Source organism: Listeria grayi DSM 20601 (genome assembly GCF_000148995.1).
In the GTDB taxonomy this organism is placed as follows: Bacteria; Bacillota; Bacilli; order Lactobacillales; family Listeriaceae; genus Listeria; species Listeria grayi.
The window spans coordinates 1286540-1301808 of the sequence record NZ_GL538352.1; the positions used below are offsets into that span (position 1 = coordinate 1286540).

Here is a 15269-nt window from a genome sequence, read left to right on the forward strand (position 1 = left end):
ACTCCTCCTATACTACTTATAGGTTTTTACTTTGTTAGGCTCATATTTACCCATAAAAATATGTGGCAACGTATACGGATCTACTAATTGAGCAAATGCTTTAGGCGCTACATAATTCAAACTCCCTGAACCATAATAATATGCTTGATAGACCAATTTACTACAATATACTTTATTTGTGCTTGTTAAACCATATGATAAACTATATTTAGGAAACTTATCTTGTTTGGCTGTACCTTTAGAAGAATAATAATGTGTGTCTGCCCATTTAGCAGCTTTTAGGGACACATCTTTTCTTTTTGCTCTCCACACAGCAATCCAATGATAACTTTTTTTGTTGTACATTTTCAGGAAGCTACTTATCGATTGTTGCCTTGTCGTATTCAATGATACTTTCTTGCCGTTTTTAGTAACTGGATGAGCATATCCGGGTGCATCTAATACAGAATTTGCTCCTGTAATAATAGCGGCATGCCCTGTTATACCTTTAAATGAAGTTGCGTTAGTTACCAGAAAGTCGCCTTTTTGAAAGTTAAACCCCGCTTTATATGCTCTCACAGTGAAGTCACCTTCATCAACAACTTCTTTTTCCATTTTGTCTCGCATTTTTTCTGACTCTCTATAAAAGTCTATGTATTGCTTCGATGTAATATTATTATCGATTGTCCCATCCTTTAGCATTTCTTGATAATCACTTTTTAATTTCGCATCCGTTACTTGTTCCTCTGCTGCTTTAACATTCATCCCTGATGGAATTAACAATAACATTCCAAATATAACTACTATTATCTTTTTCATATGCACACCTCGTATGTAATATTTTTGTTACAATGTAACAATATCTTAATTTACATAAGAAGTCAAATACTGCTTCTCAATTTATATAACTCGTATATTAAACCAGCTCCCTAAATCAAGGAACTGGACTCTAAAATTATTTAATTTTAAACGAACTTGTTCTTACATTCCCTAAACGCATTTTGCCTTATCCACATAAAAGCCGATAACAAGACGGAATGTTCCAGCTTGATTTTTGAAGTAGTCTTTAAATCTATATACATCCACTAGACTTTGCTTCGGTGCCAATCCACTTTCAGACCATTCTGCCTCTTGCACTTTTACCCAAGATCCATTCGTTTTTTTGTCCGCAAATAAGCGATAATCTACATTTCCTTTCCGTGTGCTTTTGATTGCGACAGATACCCCTTTATCCTCCTTGCGATCAAAATTATCTTTCGTTAGGTTTACTGAAATTCCTGCTACTTTGACGCTTGTCATTTTACATCATCTTTTTCCAATTATTTGATATAGTAAAAGGCTGCACCGAAATGCAGCCGATTAGACTTATTTAAATGTTCCAAACGCTTTTTTTGTTTTTGCGTTACGCACAGGTGAAAAATAAAGCGAACCAACTATAACTGTTAGGATAGTTGAAAATATAAAAAAAGACCGCAAGCCCCGTCTTCCAAACGTCCTAAAACGCCGACAGTGCTTCGGTCTCGTGGGTTTGGCACCCAATGGGTTGTGGGGGGTTCGAACCCTCGACCCGCTGATTAAGAGTCAGCTGCTCTACCAACTGAGCTAACAACCCGGTTTTGCATGTGTGATTTAGCAAAATCATCACAAAGATTAGTATACTCCCTGCTATGCTTGCTGTCAATAATTAGCTAGGTTCTTTTCGGCGCTTGACAGTGAACGGAAAAATCGCTTAAATGGAAGGTAAGAATATTACCTTGAAGGAGAAGGAGATAAAATGGCTCAACACGCTGTTCGAATATCTAAATACCAACAAATCGCTGTCGATATTGCCACTAAGATCATGGAAAGAAGTTATAAAGAAGGCGACAAAATCCAAGCAAAATCACATATTGCGAGTCGCTATCATGTTTCTGCGGAAACTGCCAGAAGAGCATTGCTGGTATTGGCAGATTTAGAGATCGTAGAGATCCAACATGGCAGTGGTGCCTATATCAAATCCTATGATAATGCGATTAAATTCATTAATCAATATAAGGAAGTCCAATCCATTAGTGAGCTGCATGCTGATATCAAAGACAGTTTGAAACAGCAGTCGGAGGAAAGCCACCGTTTTCATCAATTGGTAGAAGAACTGCTTGATCAAACAAAACGGTTCCAAACAATCAATCCCTTAACACCTTTTCAACTGGAAATCGAGGCGCATACTCCATATATCGGCAAGACGATCCAAGAAATGAATCTGTGGCAAAGCACTGCTGCCACACTGATCGCGATCAAACATGAGGATGAATTGATTATTTCTCCGGGACCCTATGCGAAATTTGAAGAGAATGATATTATTTATTTTATTGGGAATGAATTTTCACTGCAACGGGTCACTAATTTTCTGTATCCCGACAAAGCTGAATAATGGTGTTTCACGTGAAACATACAAAAAAAACGACTAAGCGCTCTGCTTAGTCGTTTTATCATTTTATGCCAAGCGCCAAACGCTTTTTACTACATGTGTTTGGTTACGGTCAGGGCCAACGGAAAACATCGATACTTGAACGCCTGTAAGCTGAGCAATGCGTTCCATATAATGACGCGCATTTGCCGGTAGATCGTCTAACGATTTTACGCCTGTAATGTCTTCTTTCCAACCTGGAAGCTCTTCATATACTGGCTTGCATCGTGCTAAATCTTTCAGACTTGCCGGGAATTCAGAGATTGTTTTCCCGTCTAGTTCATAGGCAACACAGATGCGAAGTGTATCGATTCCTGTCAACACATCTAATAATGTCAATGATAGATCGGTCAGTCCACTCACACGGCGTGCATGACGGACAACCACGCTGTCAAACCAGCCGACACGGCGCGGTCTTCCAGTTGTTGTTCCATATTCATGACCAACTTCACGGATCGTGTTGCCGATCTCGTCGAATAATTCAGTCGGGAATGGTCCATCGCCTACACGTGTTGTATATGCTTTTGCAACGCCAACGACATGATTGATTTTTGACGGGCCAACGCCGCTTCCGATTGTAACACCACCGGCAATTGGATTACTGGAAGTAACGAATGGATATGTTCCTTGGTCAATATCCAGCATAACGCCTTGAGCACCTTCAAATAAAACGCGTTTTCCTTCATCTAGCGCGTCGTTCAATACAACAGATGTATCACAAACGTACTCTTTGATCTGTTGTCCATATTCGTAGTATTCTTCTAAAATATCTTCTAATTGGAAGCCTTCTAATTCATAGAAACGTTCTAACAAACGATTCTTTTCTTGTAGATTATGGCTTAATTTTTCTTTAAATGCTTCTTTATCAAGCAGATCCACCACACGGATACCAACGCGAGCAGCCTTGTCCATGTATGCTGGACCGATGCCTTTTTTAGTTGTTCCGATCTTATTAGCGCCTTTGCGTTCTTCATCCGCTTCATCAATGCGAATGTGGTAAGGAAGAATCAAGTGTGCACGGTTGGAGATACGTAAATTAGAAGTATCTACTCCCTTATCATGTAAATATTTCAATTCTTCTACTAACGCTTTAGGATCTACTACCATCCCATTCCCGATAACGCTGATTTTTTCTTTGTAAAAAATGCCGGATGGAATCAAATGTAATTTGTATGTTTCACCATCGAATTTGATCGTATGACCTGCATTGTTACCACCTTGATAACGCGCGATCGCTTCCGCATTTTCCGAAAGAAAATCTGTGATTTTCCCTTTTCCTTCATCGCCCCATTGCGTTCCTACAACAACAACTGAAGACATTTAAACACCTCATTTAATTGGTCTTGGGCTAAATTTACTTAGCCATTTTTCCACTCCTTATTGTACCGTTTGCCGTTCCATTCGTCAACTTTTTCACGAACGATGTGAAATGGAGTTTTTTTATTGTTCGCTTTTATGACAAAAAACCAGCCCTTAAATGACTAGGACTGGTTTTATTTACGCGCCTGGCGGTGGCGCCATGGCATCATCATAGCGTATTTCTAGGTTTACAAACTTATTATACTCTTTCACAAAGGCAAGTTTGACGTCGCCAACGGGGCCGTTACGTTGTTTCGCAATAATGATCTCGATCGTACCGTCATTTTCGCCTTCACGGTCATAGTAATCTTCTCGATAAAGGAAGGCAACGATATCAGCATCTTGCTCAATGGAACCTGATTCACGGATATCGGACATCATCGGTCTTTTGTCTTGGCGTTGTTCCACACTCCGGGATAACTGCGACAAAGCAATAACGGGGACTTCTAATTCACGTGCTAAGGCTTTTAAAGAACGCGAGATCTCGGAAACTTCTTGTTGTCTATTTTCGCCGCCGCGGCCGCTTCCGGCAATCAGTTGTAAGTAGTCGATCACGATCATGCCGAGACCTGTCTCCTGTTTTAAACGACGACATTTCGAACGAATCTCGTTCACGCGTACGCCAGGAGTATCGTCGATGTAGATTCCGGAATTCGACAATGTTCCCATCGCGATCGTTAGTTTTTGCCAATCATCGCTGGTCAAAGCACCTGTACGCAAATTTTGGGCATTGATATTTCCCTCTGCACAAAGCATACGCATAACTAGCTGTTCGGCGCCCATTTCGAGACTGAAGATCGCTACGTTTTCATCGGTCTTAGTTGCAACGTTTTGGGCAATGTTGAGTGCAAAGGCGGTTTTACCGACGGAAGGTCGGGCAGCAACGATAATAAGGTCGTTTCGCTGAAAACCAGCTGTCATTTTGTCCAGCTCGTTAAATCCTGTCGGGATTCCCGTAATATCGCCTTTGCGGTTATGGAGGGTCTCGATGTCATCATAGGTTTTGACAAGAACGTCCTTGATATTTTTAAAAGCACCTACATTTTTACGTTGGGACACTTCCAAAATATTTTTTTCGGCTTCGTCCATTACCATATCTAGTTCGTTCTCACGCGAATAGCCATCTGTGGCGATCTGTGTTGCTGTGCGGATCAATCTGCGCAGCAGCGCTTTGTCCTCCACGATATGCGCATAATATTCCAAATTGGCAGCGGTTGGAACGGCGCTGGAAAGTTCTGTTAAGTAAGCGAGTCCGCCTACGTCTTCTAATTTCCCTTCGGCAGCGAGCGTTTCATAAACCGTTAAAATATCCACGGCTTTCCCGTGGTCATTCAGATCCAGCATCGATTCAAAGATAAGCTGGTGGGCACGTCTGTAAAAATCATCTGGCATCAATATTTCAGAAGCTGTAATCAGCGCATTGGGTTCTAGAAAAACGGCGCCAATAACTGCTTGTTCCGCTTCGATATTTTGTGGTGGCGTACGATCTAGAAAATTATCATCCACTTCATTACGCTCCTTTGTTCTTATTCTTCTGTTACATGGACGTCAAGTGTCGCACTTACTTCATGATGCAATTTGATTTCAACTTTTGTATGTCCTAAACTACGGATCGCATCCGGCAAGTCGATTTTACGTTTGTCGACTTTGATCCCCTGTGATTTTTGCAATTCTTGTGCGATTTGTTTTGAAGTGATGGAGCCGAATAATCTGCCGCCTTCACCAGATTTTGCTTTCAATTCGACTGTTAAGTTCTCGATTTTTTCTTTCAATGCTTTCGCTTCTTCTAATTCTTCTGCTGCTAGTTTTTCTTCTTTCTTCTTCTGAGCTTGTAAAGCGCTAAGTGTTGTATTGTTTGCTTCTGCGGCATAACCGTTTTTAATAAGATAGTTTTGTGCATAACCATCTGCAACATTTTTCACTTCGCCTTTTTTACCTTTACCTTTTACATCTTGTAAGAAAATAACTTTCATTTTATCTTTCCCCTTTCCAGTAAGCATCTATGGCTTCTTTCAATTGTTCTTCTGCTTCTGCGATCGTGATATCACTGATCTGGGTAGCTGCATTGGACAAATGTCCGCCGCCGCCTAGTTTTTCCATAATTATTTGGACATTGATATCTCCGAGCGATCTTGCACTGATGCCTATTCGGCCATCTGCTCGCAAGGTGATAACAAAGGATGCCTCAACGCCTTCCATGGATAGCATCGTATCTGCAGCCTGTGCAGCGATGACAGTTCCATAAACTTCTTCTTCCTCACCTTTAGCGATCGCCATGCCATCATGATAGATCTCTAGCGACTCTACTAATCTGCTTCGCTGCGTGAAGGTGGCGATGTCCTCTTTTAGAAATTGTTGCACTAACACGGTATCAGCACCTAATGAGCGTAAATAACTTGCTGCATCGAAGGTTCTTGAACCTGTTCGCAAGGTGAAATTTTTTGTATCGACAACGATCCCGGATAATAAAGCCGTTGCCTCGATCTTTCCTACTTGTTCTAGATCCGGCTGGTATTCAAATAGCTCCGTAATGAGCTCTGCAGTCGACGAAGCATATGGCTCGATATAAACGAGCACCGGGCTTTCTACAAACTCCTCTGAGCGTCTGTGGTGGTCCACAACGACAACATGGTTGGCAGCCTCTAATAATTCTGGACTGATCACCATCGAAGGTTTATGTGTATCGACAACGACAAGCAGACTTTTATCCGTCATCGCATCTTTCGCTGTTTGCGGGGAGACGATGTTTTGGATCACATTCGGATATTTCTCGATCTCGCTCATCAGCCGTTCCACATCAGGACTTAATTTATCGGGCTCCACGATCACATAACCTTTGCGTTCGTTCATTTCTGCGATCCGCATGACGCCTAGACTAGAACCGATGACATCCATATCAGGATATTGATGACCCATTACGAAAACCTGATCGCTTTGCGTAATCAATTCTTGCAATGCTTGCGAGATCACTCGCGCTCTGACACGGGTACGTTTCTCCATTGGGTTCGTTTTCCCACCGTAAAAGCGTACTTCCCCCCCAGATTGTTTGATGACGACCTGATCCCCACCTCGTCCTAAAGCTAGATCTAAGCTGGACTGAGCAAGTTCTGCAAGCTCAATCAAGTCTTCTTCATTATACCCTATTCCAATACTAAGTGTTAACGGAATATTTTGTTTAAAAGTGCGCTCCCTGATCCGATCCAAGATCCGGAATTTTTCTTCTTCCAACTTCTTCAACATACCTTCATTTAAGAAAGCCATAAACCGATCCGTTGAAATACGCTTCAAATAGATCCGGTGTTCTCGTGCCCAATTCGTCAGCATCGAGGTCACCAAATTATTTAACGCACTACGTCTTCGATCATCCATGCCTTGTGCCCACTCATCATAATTATCCAAGAAGATGATCGCATAAACCGATTTTTCATCTTCATATTTTTTCTTGATTTCATAATAAGCCGTGCGGTCATATAAGTATAATACCTTTTCTTTATGCTTCACAATAATATCAAAACGGTATTCTTTCCACGTGATCGATACGATCCCTTGTTCTTCTGTCTGCTGGATCGCCTCTACAAATTCAGGCCCCACCTCTTCGATAGGCTCCCCGATCAATTCCATTCTGTCAAAATATTTCTCCATAAACGGATTGACCCATTCGATCTTGAGCGAATCATCATAGAGCAGGATCCCCATCGGCATGTCAATAAGTGCCGCTTCCTCACTCCGCTTGATTCGATACGAGAGATTGGTAACATACATGTGTATATCTTTATCCAGCCGCCACTCGAAATAAAAAATCATTATTCCCAGCAGTATCCCCACTACGACAGTAATTAAAGCTAGCCACCAAGCAAAAAAGGCAGTTATTATAGCTAATGCGATCATACCCGCGGCTAAACCGTAAATCGGATACATCCACATTCTTTTTTCAAAGTAACTTTTCATTTTCTTGTTCAGCTCCCCAAATAAAGCAATCCTCAAACTACCGATAGCTCTTTCCATCTATATAATAATACCATAGCGTGGAAACGATAGAAAACTTTCCGAAAAATGCTTTGATATACGGATTTTAACATAATCCCCAGATTCTGCAAGTAAATGCAAAATAAAAAGCGGCTGGGCGCCACTTTAAAAGGAAAGACTCTTTATCTGCTTTGTCGAGACATAACAATTTTCGCCGTTGATCATCTTGAGAACCCCATTCGACTTGTCCATCTCATGAATATTCTTTTTATTTACAATGAAAGAACGGTGACATCGGTAAAATGTGTCGTCCAGCATTTTTTCAATATTCTTCAATTTCCCATAAAACTCGATCTGTCTGTTTTTGCCATGTAAAATGACTTTATGCGCAGTTGGAGAAGTCTCAAAGAACAAAATATCATCAAATCGCTCGCGAATCACTTTCTTATCAGAGATCTGCAGCGTGAAGACCGCGCCCGCTTCTGGCTTCACATTGACACGTTCTTCCGCTTTCGCCAAGCAGTCATACACCCGTTTCTCCATTTCATTGAAGTCGTCTTTGATAATATAATCGAGCGCCTCCACTTTATAAGTGAAAGTCATGTAACTAAGTTCCGCATGCGTGGTAATAAAAATGATAAATCCACGTGGATCATGCTCGCGAATCTTTTGTGCCAATTGAAATCCATTCATTTCCGGCTGCTGCAGATCAATATCTAGAAAATAAAGGCCCATCTCATTTGTCTCTGCCGCCTTCAATTCATCAATCACTTCAAAAGGGTTTCCCGTAGAAAGTTTCACTTGCATGTCTAGCCGCTGCGACTTGATATACTGATTGATATACCCTGTCACTCTCTTCCGCTGCATCGAACTATCTTCGCAAATAAAAACCGATAACATATCCATCCTCTTTTCTTTAAATAATTTCTAATTCTTGAATAAATTCTCTTTCTGTTATCCGCGTATCTAGCGTTACATTCGAGTAGCCCTGTATCACTTCCCGTAAAGTGGACAAGCCTAAACCTCGATTGGTGCCTTTTGTAGAAAAGCCTTCTTCAAACATTTTATAGATTGGCGGGATCTCCGCCGGTAAACTATTAGCAAAAGCAATGACCGTCGATTCTTCCTGCTTCACGACTGCCACACGAATAAATGGCTTTTCACATAACAACGCCGCTTCCACAGCATTATCCAATAAAATACCCACCGTCTTACATAGATCGATCATATCCATATTGATCTTTTCGATCGGCTCTACTACTTCAATGATCGCATCTACTTTCAATTCTTGCGCCCGAATCAATTTAACCGCCACTAATCCTTTCAGCTCGACTACATGAATGTTTTGGAGCAGAGAGATTTTATAGTTGTTCGATTCGATCGCTTTATTTAAAGGAACAATATTATTTTCAAAATAACGTTTCAATCCGGCCATGTCATCATTATCGATATAACCAACTAAAGAAGATAAGATATTGATGTAATCATGTCTAAAAAACACGCATATCTTTGTGTAATACTTCTAATGTTTCTACATATTCTTGCAATTGCTCCATCTGTTGTTTTTGATTCTGCATCTGGATTTCCCGTGTCGCAACACGCAAGATAATGGTTACGATAACGGCTAAGACCAATACATAGCCAGTAAATAATAATGTATTGCTTTGTAAAACCCGCGTACTGAAACCTGCCATCGAACCGGCATAAATATTGACGTAAAAAGCTATAACCGTAATTACTATGATAGTAAAGAGGATGTAGCCATATTTTCTATATTCAATAAACCGCTCCAAGCGGAAATGATTTAGCAACTTCCTTATCAACAAGGCAAGCCCGATAACGATCAAGAACATAACTAGCGAATAGATAAGACGCGAAAAAAGACTAGAAGAAGCTTTTTGAAAGTCCAATCCGCTCATTTCGATCAATACTAAATTTGTTATAGAATCACTCACGACCAATAAAATGACTGTTAAAAGTGCAATCGATATTGAGTAAATAACTCGTCTATTCTTGATAAAAAGCGAAATAGCAAGGATCAGCGCTAATAAAAATGTCGCCCAGTACTTAATAAGCCCAAATAGAGGGAGCGCACATAAAGCCAAAACTAAGGTGCCTGCTCCCTCTAATTTGTTATATTTACTATTTGCTAGAATTTGAACTCCAAAAAACATTGCCAAAATTTGGATCGTTCCAACTAAAATACCTAACATAATCTTCCTCCATATGATCTATGTAAGCTAGTTCATTTTAGTCTATTTTAGCACGTTTGTTCGTAAAAAAATACTTTATTTTTCCGCTTTCTTTTGTGCTTTTAAAACCATAGGACTTTTCGGTTCATACGCAAACATAGAACATGCCTTTGAAGAAGATGAATCTGCTACTTTGATAGATTGTCTCTCGATGCTTTTCGCCAACATTTTTCCGACTTTATTCATAGCTTTCATAATTATGATACCTCCTATTTAAAATTTTATAAACTAGCGGATTGATACTTACGACCTGATACAAGGCCCCTAACATGATTAGAACTTTCATCTCAGCAATTGGAACGAGTAGTGCTATTCCCGTTAATAGCAGCGTACACACCATTGCTTTTCTTTTTAATTTTTTACGATTGTCTTTCCCGATCAAGGGAAGACTCTCTGTATCTGCTGGAGCGAAAAAAAAGACATTGAGCAAAACAAAAATAAATACACCTAAAACTATCCAATTATTCAAAAGCAGCCCTTTTGCAAAATAAGGAATCAAATCGAACATGCTGACACTCACTACCGTACAGACCCAGCTTTTAGTAGCATGAAGGCCAAAAGAATATCTTCTGATCATCAAGTAAGCTAGATGTACTGTAATCGTTTGCCATACTATCCCCAGCAATAACGCTACTCCATAAACAGCAATGAATTTCATTGCGTTAATTAGAATAATTTCTAAACCGTATTTAACTTTCAAATATCCTTCTTCATCATCTGCCCAGCGTTCTTTTGTTATTATTTTCTCTGCCAGTCTAGCTGATAAAGGAACGTTTGGAGAATAATTGCTCAATTATTTCACCTCCACTTTATAGTTTACAATGTATTTTGAGAAAAGGAATATATTTATCCTAAAAGCCTCTATTTTTGTCTTAAACAGCGTAAAAAATTACATTACGAGCATTTTCTGTATACAGAAAATCCGAAAATTGGGTATAAAGTCCTAAAAACATCATTCGCAGTTCATAAAAAAACACCTTTATTACTACAATAGTAACAAAGGTGTCGGTGTTTGATTATTTTTCTTCTGCGACAAATGGTAATAATGCCATTTGACGAGAACGTTTAATAGCAACAGTAAGTTTACGTTGGTATTTTGCGCTTGTACCAGTTACACGACGAGGTAAGATTTTACCACGTTCGGAAACGAATTTTTTAAGCAATTCAACGTCTTTGTAATCGATATGTGTAATACCATTAGCAGTAAAGTAACATACCTTTTTACGACGACGTCCGCCTCTGCGTCCTCCAGCCATTCTTTTCTCCTCCTATCATTTACCTTTTAGAACGGTAGATCGTCATCTGAAATGTCGATCGGTTTACCATCATTTGCAAAAGGATCATTATTAGTCGTTTGATAACTTTGAGATTGCTGCTGATTCTGATTAAAACCATTGTTTGCAGGCGCCTGGTTATAGCTATTATTATTATTGTCTTGATGTTGACCCGAATTATTTCTTGGTTCTAAGAATTGAACGCTTTCTGCAACGATTTCCGTTACATAAACACGTTTTCCATCTTGACCCTCATAATTACGAGTTTGAACACGGCCGTCCACACCTGCTAAGCTGCCTTTTTTAAGGTAATTAGCTACGTTTTCAGCTGGTTTTCTCCAAACCACACAATTAATAAAATCCGCTTCACGTTCCCCTTGTTGATTAGTAAATGTTCGATTTACCGCCAATGTGAATGTTGCAACAGCTACACCACTTGGAGTATAGCGTAATTCTGGGTCTTTCGTTAAACGTCCTACAAGCACTACACGATTCATCATGCAGAACCAACCTCCTCTCATTTTATAAATCAAGGACTCTATTCCTTGAAAATTGCTTACGCTTCTTCTTTGATTACGATATGACGAATGATGTCGCCGGAAATTTTAGCTAAACGGTCAAATTCGTTGATAGAATTTGCATTTTCAGCGTTCAATTTCACGATGTGATAAAAACCGTCGTTGAAATCATTGATTTCGTACGCTAAACGACGTTTACCCCATTCTTTTGATTCGATGATCTCCGCGCCATCATGTCCCAAAATGCCATCAAAACGTTCTACTAACGCTTTCTTTTCATCTTCTTCAATGTTTGGTCGGATAATGTACATAACTTCGTACTTTTTAGCCATCTACTCTACACCTCCTTATGGTCTTAAACGGCTCTGATATAAGCATACTACTTATATCCTCTTGACGAGAACGAGCAAGGAATAATTTATAATTACTCACAATAAATGATTATACCATAATAGCTGCCTTCCAGCAAGCCTATCTTGGTCGTCATTTCGTTGTAGAAACACTATAACACACCTTTTTAGCCATTTCTATCAAAAGTACGAAAATCGTTTTTTAAAGCTGCTTTCGTGTTTTTCAGACTGGATCTCGCAGGATTGGAAGGGTCATACATCTTGGACCCCCACGGCCGCGTGACAGTTCGGAACTCGGTATCTCATTGACTACAATGCCATGTTCTCTCAGCGCCTTGTTAGAGAGGACATTGCGGTCATAGGTGACCACTTCGCCAGGAGCGATCGCAAGTGTATTAGCACCGTCATTCCACTGCTCTCTGGCAGCATCGATCTCTTCCCCATTCCCGCAATAAATAAAATCGATTTCTGGCTGTTCCAAAACCCGTTTCAATACGGCTTTGAAATCGTCATGACGTTCGATCTGCAAATCTTCTCCGTCTTTTGTCAGCTCGATTTCATAGATATGTAATTGCTTGTTTTTTATCAGTCCTGGGTGAATCACAAACTGGTTGACGCTTACCATCGTAAAAACAGTATCCAGATGCATAAATGCTCTCGTTGTTGGTATTTCTACCGCTAAAATCTTTTCAAATCCAGAATGGCCTCGTAATAGACGACTAGCCAAGTTCTCGATCGCACGTGCATCGGTACGTTCGGAGATCCCGATCGCCAGTACTTTTTCCGATAAAACTAATTCATCCCCACCTTCGATTGAAAACGAATTATTGCGATTCAGCCAGATCGGAATCTGTTCTTTTTGAAATTCTGGATGGTAACGCATGATATATTCCATAAAAACCGACTCTCTACGTCTCGCCGGCTGATGCATTTTATTGATGGTGATACCTTTGCCGACGACTGCCGCAAAATCGCGAGTAAAATAAAGGTTCGGCATTGGATTTAGCAAAAATGGATATGGGTCTGTAAGCATATCGGATAATTGCTTTTTGCGGCCGGGCACCTCTTCCCTTCGGACACCGGCAGTTATTTTTTCAATCATCGTTTGCGGATCTTGTCCATTCAAATAAGCTTTCAATTCAGCAGCTTCTGGTCCCACTTGTTCTGATTCAATCAAAAATGTGTCCAGAAATGTTTCTCGGACTGCTTTTTCTTGAAGTGCATCAGCCAGCAGCTGTTCCAGATATAATACCTCGACCTCTTTTGAGCGCAGTAGATCTATAAAGGCATCGTGTTCCTTTTGCATAATGTCTAAAAATGGGATGTCATCAAATAATAAACCTTGTAAATACTTTGGCGTTAAATTTTCTAATTCTCTACTTGGACGTTTTAAAATCACTCGCTTTAAGCGCCCTACTTCTGAAGTTACTTGTAAATTAGTGTTCATAAAATCCCCCTCCATAAACAAGTTATACCCTATTCTCTCATAAATTATAGACAAACAAACGTTTGAACTCTCCAAATAAAAGCAATATAACACTAAAGGACACTTTTAGGATATCGATTGACAAGTCGTCTTTGGGTGTGAAAAACTGAAGGGGCGAACACGAATAAGAAAGGAGTTACTATTATGACACAAGTCTACATGCTTATTGGTTCGATCAAAGAGAATAGAGCCGGCATCGCCAACGCCATGTATTACCGGAGCACGCATTTCTATAATGAAGGAATCCGCGCCGACATCGTGACGTTAGATTACAATCCCAACTACGCAACGATCATTAAAAATATTAAAGCTGCGAATAAGATGGATTCCCGGACCCAAATGCTTAATTTATTCACGTTTTTTGATGATGAGTCGTTAAAATATTTAAATCCGACTGATTCATCCTACAAACTCGCCAATAGATTAGCCGCCCTAGAAACATTTAAAAAAACACAAAAAAAAGAAGGCACATTTAAATATATCTCACCTTCAGATAACAACATTTGGCATATAGTCAAATATAATGCAGATAATAACGTAAATTACATGGATACTTTCCAAGAAGGAGAACGAAAAGAACGCGCCATTTATCGCCAAGGAAAAATCAAATGTGTCCGTTCTTTTCGCACAGATGGCTCAAAAAAGTCCGAAACGATCTTTAACAGCGAGGAAGAACCTTATTTAGAACGGATATTTGATGAAGAAGAAAAACCGACCACTCATATGTTGCTCGGCGTCCATAAAGAATTTTCGACATTCGATGATCTCTGTATTCATTTTCTTGAGCAGCTGATCGAGGACAAATCAAGTAATGTTTTGCTATGTGATGGTCCGAAAGTATTTCCCAAGATTCTTCAAACGAACCATACGAAAATCAAAAAATATGCTTACATCCATACGAACCACTTTCGACAGCCTTACTGTCCGGGCGCTAAAATCAAAGCCGCATTGTTGTATATCTTCAAACACGCGGATGCCTTGGACGGGATTATTGTAATGACCGAAAAACAGAAACAGCATATTGTAGATGAATTTCATCTTAAAAATGTCTATGTTATTCCCAATTTCCTAGTCGTTGATAAGAAACGGATCTCTCACCGCAAAACGAATGATATCGTTATTTTTTCGCGAATTGTAAAGATGAAAGGGATCCAAAATGCCATCAAAGCTTTTGCGATCGTCTGTGAAAAAAATCCGGCGGCTCGTTTGATCATTTATGGAAAAGGCGACTACGAAGCAGAACTCCGCACGTTGATCTCTGAGAAAAATTTATCTAACAATGTCTTCATGATGGGCTATGCCAACGATATCAAAGAAGTCTTAAAGAATAAGATCGCTTCTCTCTCCACCTCTGAATATGAGGCATTCGGCTTAAGTATCGCCGAGTCGATCAGTTACGGCGTGCCAGTTATCTCTTTTGATATCAACTATGGTCCGTCTGATATTATCAGCGACGGTGAAACAGGCTTTCTTATTGAGAGCGGAAATGTAGAAGCATTGGCGAATAAGATATTGTATGCACTTGATCATAAAAAAGAAATGCGGAAAATGGGTAAAAGAGCGCAGCAAGCACTGAGCGAGCAATTTCCGCCTGAGAGATTACTGCGGTTATGGAAGGATTTGTTTGCAACAGCATAAA

The 15269-nt window shown here is 40.0% G+C and carries 17 protein-coding genes and 1 tRNA gene; 2 read left to right on the forward strand and 16 right to left on the reverse strand.

Annotation, left to right across the window (positions count from 1 at the left end; all coding sequences use genetic code 11):
* Positions 1–12: 12 nt before the first annotated feature.
* The 3 genes from HMPREF0556_RS06460 to HMPREF0556_RS06470 form a co-directional block, all read right to left on the reverse strand.
* Positions 13–798, reverse strand: a complete 786-nt coding sequence (locus tag HMPREF0556_RS06460) for a C40 family peptidase (RefSeq protein ID WP_003756708.1) — start codon at positions 796–798, stop codon at positions 13–15.
* 171 nt (positions 799–969) lie between these two features.
* Positions 970–1278 carry a hypothetical protein gene (locus HMPREF0556_RS06465; RefSeq protein ID WP_003756711.1) on the reverse strand — a complete coding sequence of 103 codons (309 nt, stop codon included), beginning with the start codon at positions 1276–1278 and terminating at the stop codon, positions 970–972.
* 240 nt (positions 1279–1518) lie between these two features.
* Positions 1519–1591: transfer RNA gene (locus HMPREF0556_RS06470), tRNA-Lys, on the reverse strand.
* Between the two features lie 162 nt (positions 1592–1753).
* Between HMPREF0556_RS06470 and HMPREF0556_RS06475 the strand changes: the two genes are divergently transcribed.
* Complete coding sequence (locus HMPREF0556_RS06475) at positions 1754–2389, forward strand: GntR family transcriptional regulator (RefSeq protein ID WP_003756714.1); 636 nt, start codon at positions 1754–1756, stop codon at positions 2387–2389.
* Positions 2390–2452: 63 nt separating this feature from the next.
* On the opposite strand, the gene HMPREF0556_RS06480 is transcribed toward HMPREF0556_RS06475, so the two are convergent.
* The 13 genes from HMPREF0556_RS06480 to arcA form a co-directional block, all read right to left on the reverse strand.
* Positions 2453–3745, reverse strand: coding sequence for an adenylosuccinate synthase (locus HMPREF0556_RS06480; protein ID WP_003756716.1), 1293 nt, complete (start codon positions 3743–3745; stop codon positions 2453–2455).
* 177 nt (positions 3746–3922) lie between these two features.
* Entirely contained in the window at positions 3923–5290 is a 1368-nt protein-coding gene (gene dnaB, locus HMPREF0556_RS06485) for a replicative DNA helicase (protein WP_003756719.1), read from the reverse strand.
* Positions 5291–5310: 20 nt separating this feature from the next.
* The gene (gene rplI / locus HMPREF0556_RS06490) at positions 5311–5757 is read right to left on the reverse strand and encodes a 50S ribosomal protein L9 (RefSeq protein ID WP_036105227.1); all 447 of its coding nucleotides are present in this window, start codon (positions 5755–5757) and stop codon (positions 5311–5313) included.
* A gap of 1 nt (position 5758) precedes the next feature.
* The gene (locus HMPREF0556_RS06495) at positions 5759–7732 is read right to left on the reverse strand and encodes a DHH family phosphoesterase (RefSeq protein WP_036105497.1); all 1974 of its coding nucleotides are present in this window, start codon (positions 7730–7732) and stop codon (positions 5759–5761) included.
* A gap of 183 nt (positions 7733–7915) precedes the next feature.
* Entirely contained in the window at positions 7916–8650 is a 735-nt protein-coding gene (locus HMPREF0556_RS06500) for a LytR/AlgR family response regulator transcription factor (protein WP_036105229.1), read from the reverse strand.
* 16 nt (positions 8651–8666) lie between these two features.
* Positions 8667–9251, reverse strand: coding sequence for a sensor histidine kinase (locus HMPREF0556_RS13785; protein WP_003756727.1), 585 nt, complete (start codon positions 9249–9251; stop codon positions 8667–8669).
* A complete protein-coding gene (locus HMPREF0556_RS13790; protein WP_003756729.1) occupies positions 9241–9963 on the reverse strand; it encodes a hypothetical protein in 723 nt (240 codons plus the stop codon). The genes HMPREF0556_RS13785 and HMPREF0556_RS13790 overlap by 11 nt, the downstream gene beginning before the upstream one ends.
* Before the next feature lie 75 nt (positions 9964–10038).
* Positions 10039–10197, reverse strand: a complete 159-nt coding sequence (locus HMPREF0556_RS06510; protein WP_003756731.1) for a cyclic lactone autoinducer peptide — start codon at positions 10195–10197, stop codon at positions 10039–10041.
* The gene (locus HMPREF0556_RS06515; RefSeq protein WP_003756732.1) at positions 10181–10795 is read right to left on the reverse strand and encodes an accessory gene regulator ArgB-like protein; all 615 of its coding nucleotides are present in this window, start codon (positions 10793–10795) and stop codon (positions 10181–10183) included. Before HMPREF0556_RS06515 ends, HMPREF0556_RS06510 begins: the two co-directional genes overlap by 17 nt.
* Positions 10796–11018: 223 nt before the next feature.
* Entirely contained in the window at positions 11019–11258 is a 240-nt protein-coding gene (gene rpsR / locus HMPREF0556_RS06520) for a 30S ribosomal protein S18 (RefSeq protein ID WP_003756734.1), read from the reverse strand.
* 26 nt (positions 11259–11284) lie between these two features.
* Positions 11285–11776 carry a single-stranded DNA-binding protein gene (gene ssb / locus HMPREF0556_RS06525; RefSeq protein ID WP_036105238.1) on the reverse strand — a complete coding sequence of 164 codons (492 nt, stop codon included), beginning with the start codon at positions 11774–11776 and terminating at the stop codon, positions 11285–11287.
* Positions 11777–11832: 56 nt separating this feature from the next.
* Positions 11833–12126 carry a 30S ribosomal protein S6 gene (gene rpsF / locus HMPREF0556_RS06530; RefSeq protein ID WP_003756739.1) on the reverse strand — a complete coding sequence of 98 codons (294 nt, stop codon included), beginning with the start codon at positions 12124–12126 and terminating at the stop codon, positions 11833–11835.
* Positions 12127–12367: 241 nt separating this feature from the next.
* Positions 12368–13591: an arginine deiminase gene (gene arcA / locus HMPREF0556_RS06535; protein WP_040486533.1), complete on the reverse strand. Its 1224-nt coding sequence runs from the start codon at positions 13589–13591 to the stop codon at positions 12368–12370.
* Between the two features lie 183 nt (positions 13592–13774).
* On the opposite strand from arcA, the gene HMPREF0556_RS06540 reads away from it, so the two are divergent.
* A complete protein-coding gene (locus tag HMPREF0556_RS06540; RefSeq protein WP_003756742.1) occupies positions 13775–15268 on the forward strand; it encodes a glycosyltransferase in 1494 nt (497 codons plus the stop codon).
* The last annotated feature ends 1 nt before the right edge of the window (position 15269 follow it).

What these genes read in the sequence shown, in the direction of transcription:
- HMPREF0556_RS06460 (WP_003756708.1), bottom strand. Translation starts at nt 798, where the DNA reads ATGAAAAAGATAATAGTAGTTATATTTGGAATGTTATTGTTAATTCCA.
- HMPREF0556_RS06465 (WP_003756711.1), bottom strand. Translation starts at nt 1,278, where the DNA reads ATGACAAGCGTCAAAGTAGCAGGAATTTCAGTAAACCTAACGAAAGAT.
- HMPREF0556_RS06475 (WP_003756714.1), top strand. Translation starts at nt 1,754, where the DNA reads ATGGCTCAACACGCTGTTCGAATATCTAAATACCAACAAATCGCTGTC.
- HMPREF0556_RS06480 (WP_003756716.1), bottom strand. Translation starts at nt 3,745, where the DNA reads ATGTCTTCAGTTGTTGTTGTAGGAACGCAATGGGGCGATGAAGGAAAA.
- rplI (WP_036105227.1), bottom strand. Translation starts at nt 5,757, where the DNA reads ATGAAAGTTATTTTCTTACAAGATGTAAAAGGTAAAGGTAAAAAAGGC.
- HMPREF0556_RS06495 (WP_036105497.1), bottom strand. Translation starts at nt 7,732, where the DNA reads ATGAAAAGTTACTTTGAAAAAAGAATGTGGATGTATCCGATTTACGGT.
- HMPREF0556_RS06500 (WP_036105229.1), bottom strand. Translation starts at nt 8,650, where the DNA reads ATGTTATCGGTTTTTATTTGCGAAGATAGTTCGATGCAGCGGAAGAGA.
- HMPREF0556_RS13790 (WP_003756729.1), bottom strand. Translation starts at nt 9,963, where the DNA reads ATGTTAGGTATTTTAGTTGGAACGATCCAAATTTTGGCAATGTTTTTT.
- HMPREF0556_RS06510 (WP_003756731.1), bottom strand. Translation starts at nt 10,197, where the DNA reads ATGAAAGCTATGAATAAAGTCGGAAAAATGTTGGCGAAAAGCATCGAG.
- rpsR (WP_003756734.1), bottom strand. Translation starts at nt 11,258, where the DNA reads ATGGCTGGAGGACGCAGAGGCGGACGTCGTCGTAAAAAGGTATGTTAC.
- ssb (WP_036105238.1), bottom strand. Translation starts at nt 11,776, where the DNA reads ATGATGAATCGTGTAGTGCTTGTAGGACGTTTAACGAAAGACCCAGAA.
- rpsF (WP_003756739.1), bottom strand. Translation starts at nt 12,126, where the DNA reads ATGGCTAAAAAGTACGAAGTTATGTACATTATCCGACCAAACATTGAA.
- arcA (WP_040486533.1), bottom strand. Translation starts at nt 13,591, where the DNA reads ATGAACACTAATTTACAAGTAACTTCAGAAGTAGGGCGCTTAAAGCGA.
- HMPREF0556_RS06540 (WP_003756742.1), top strand. Translation starts at nt 13,775, where the DNA reads ATGACACAAGTCTACATGCTTATTGGTTCGATCAAAGAGAATAGAGCC.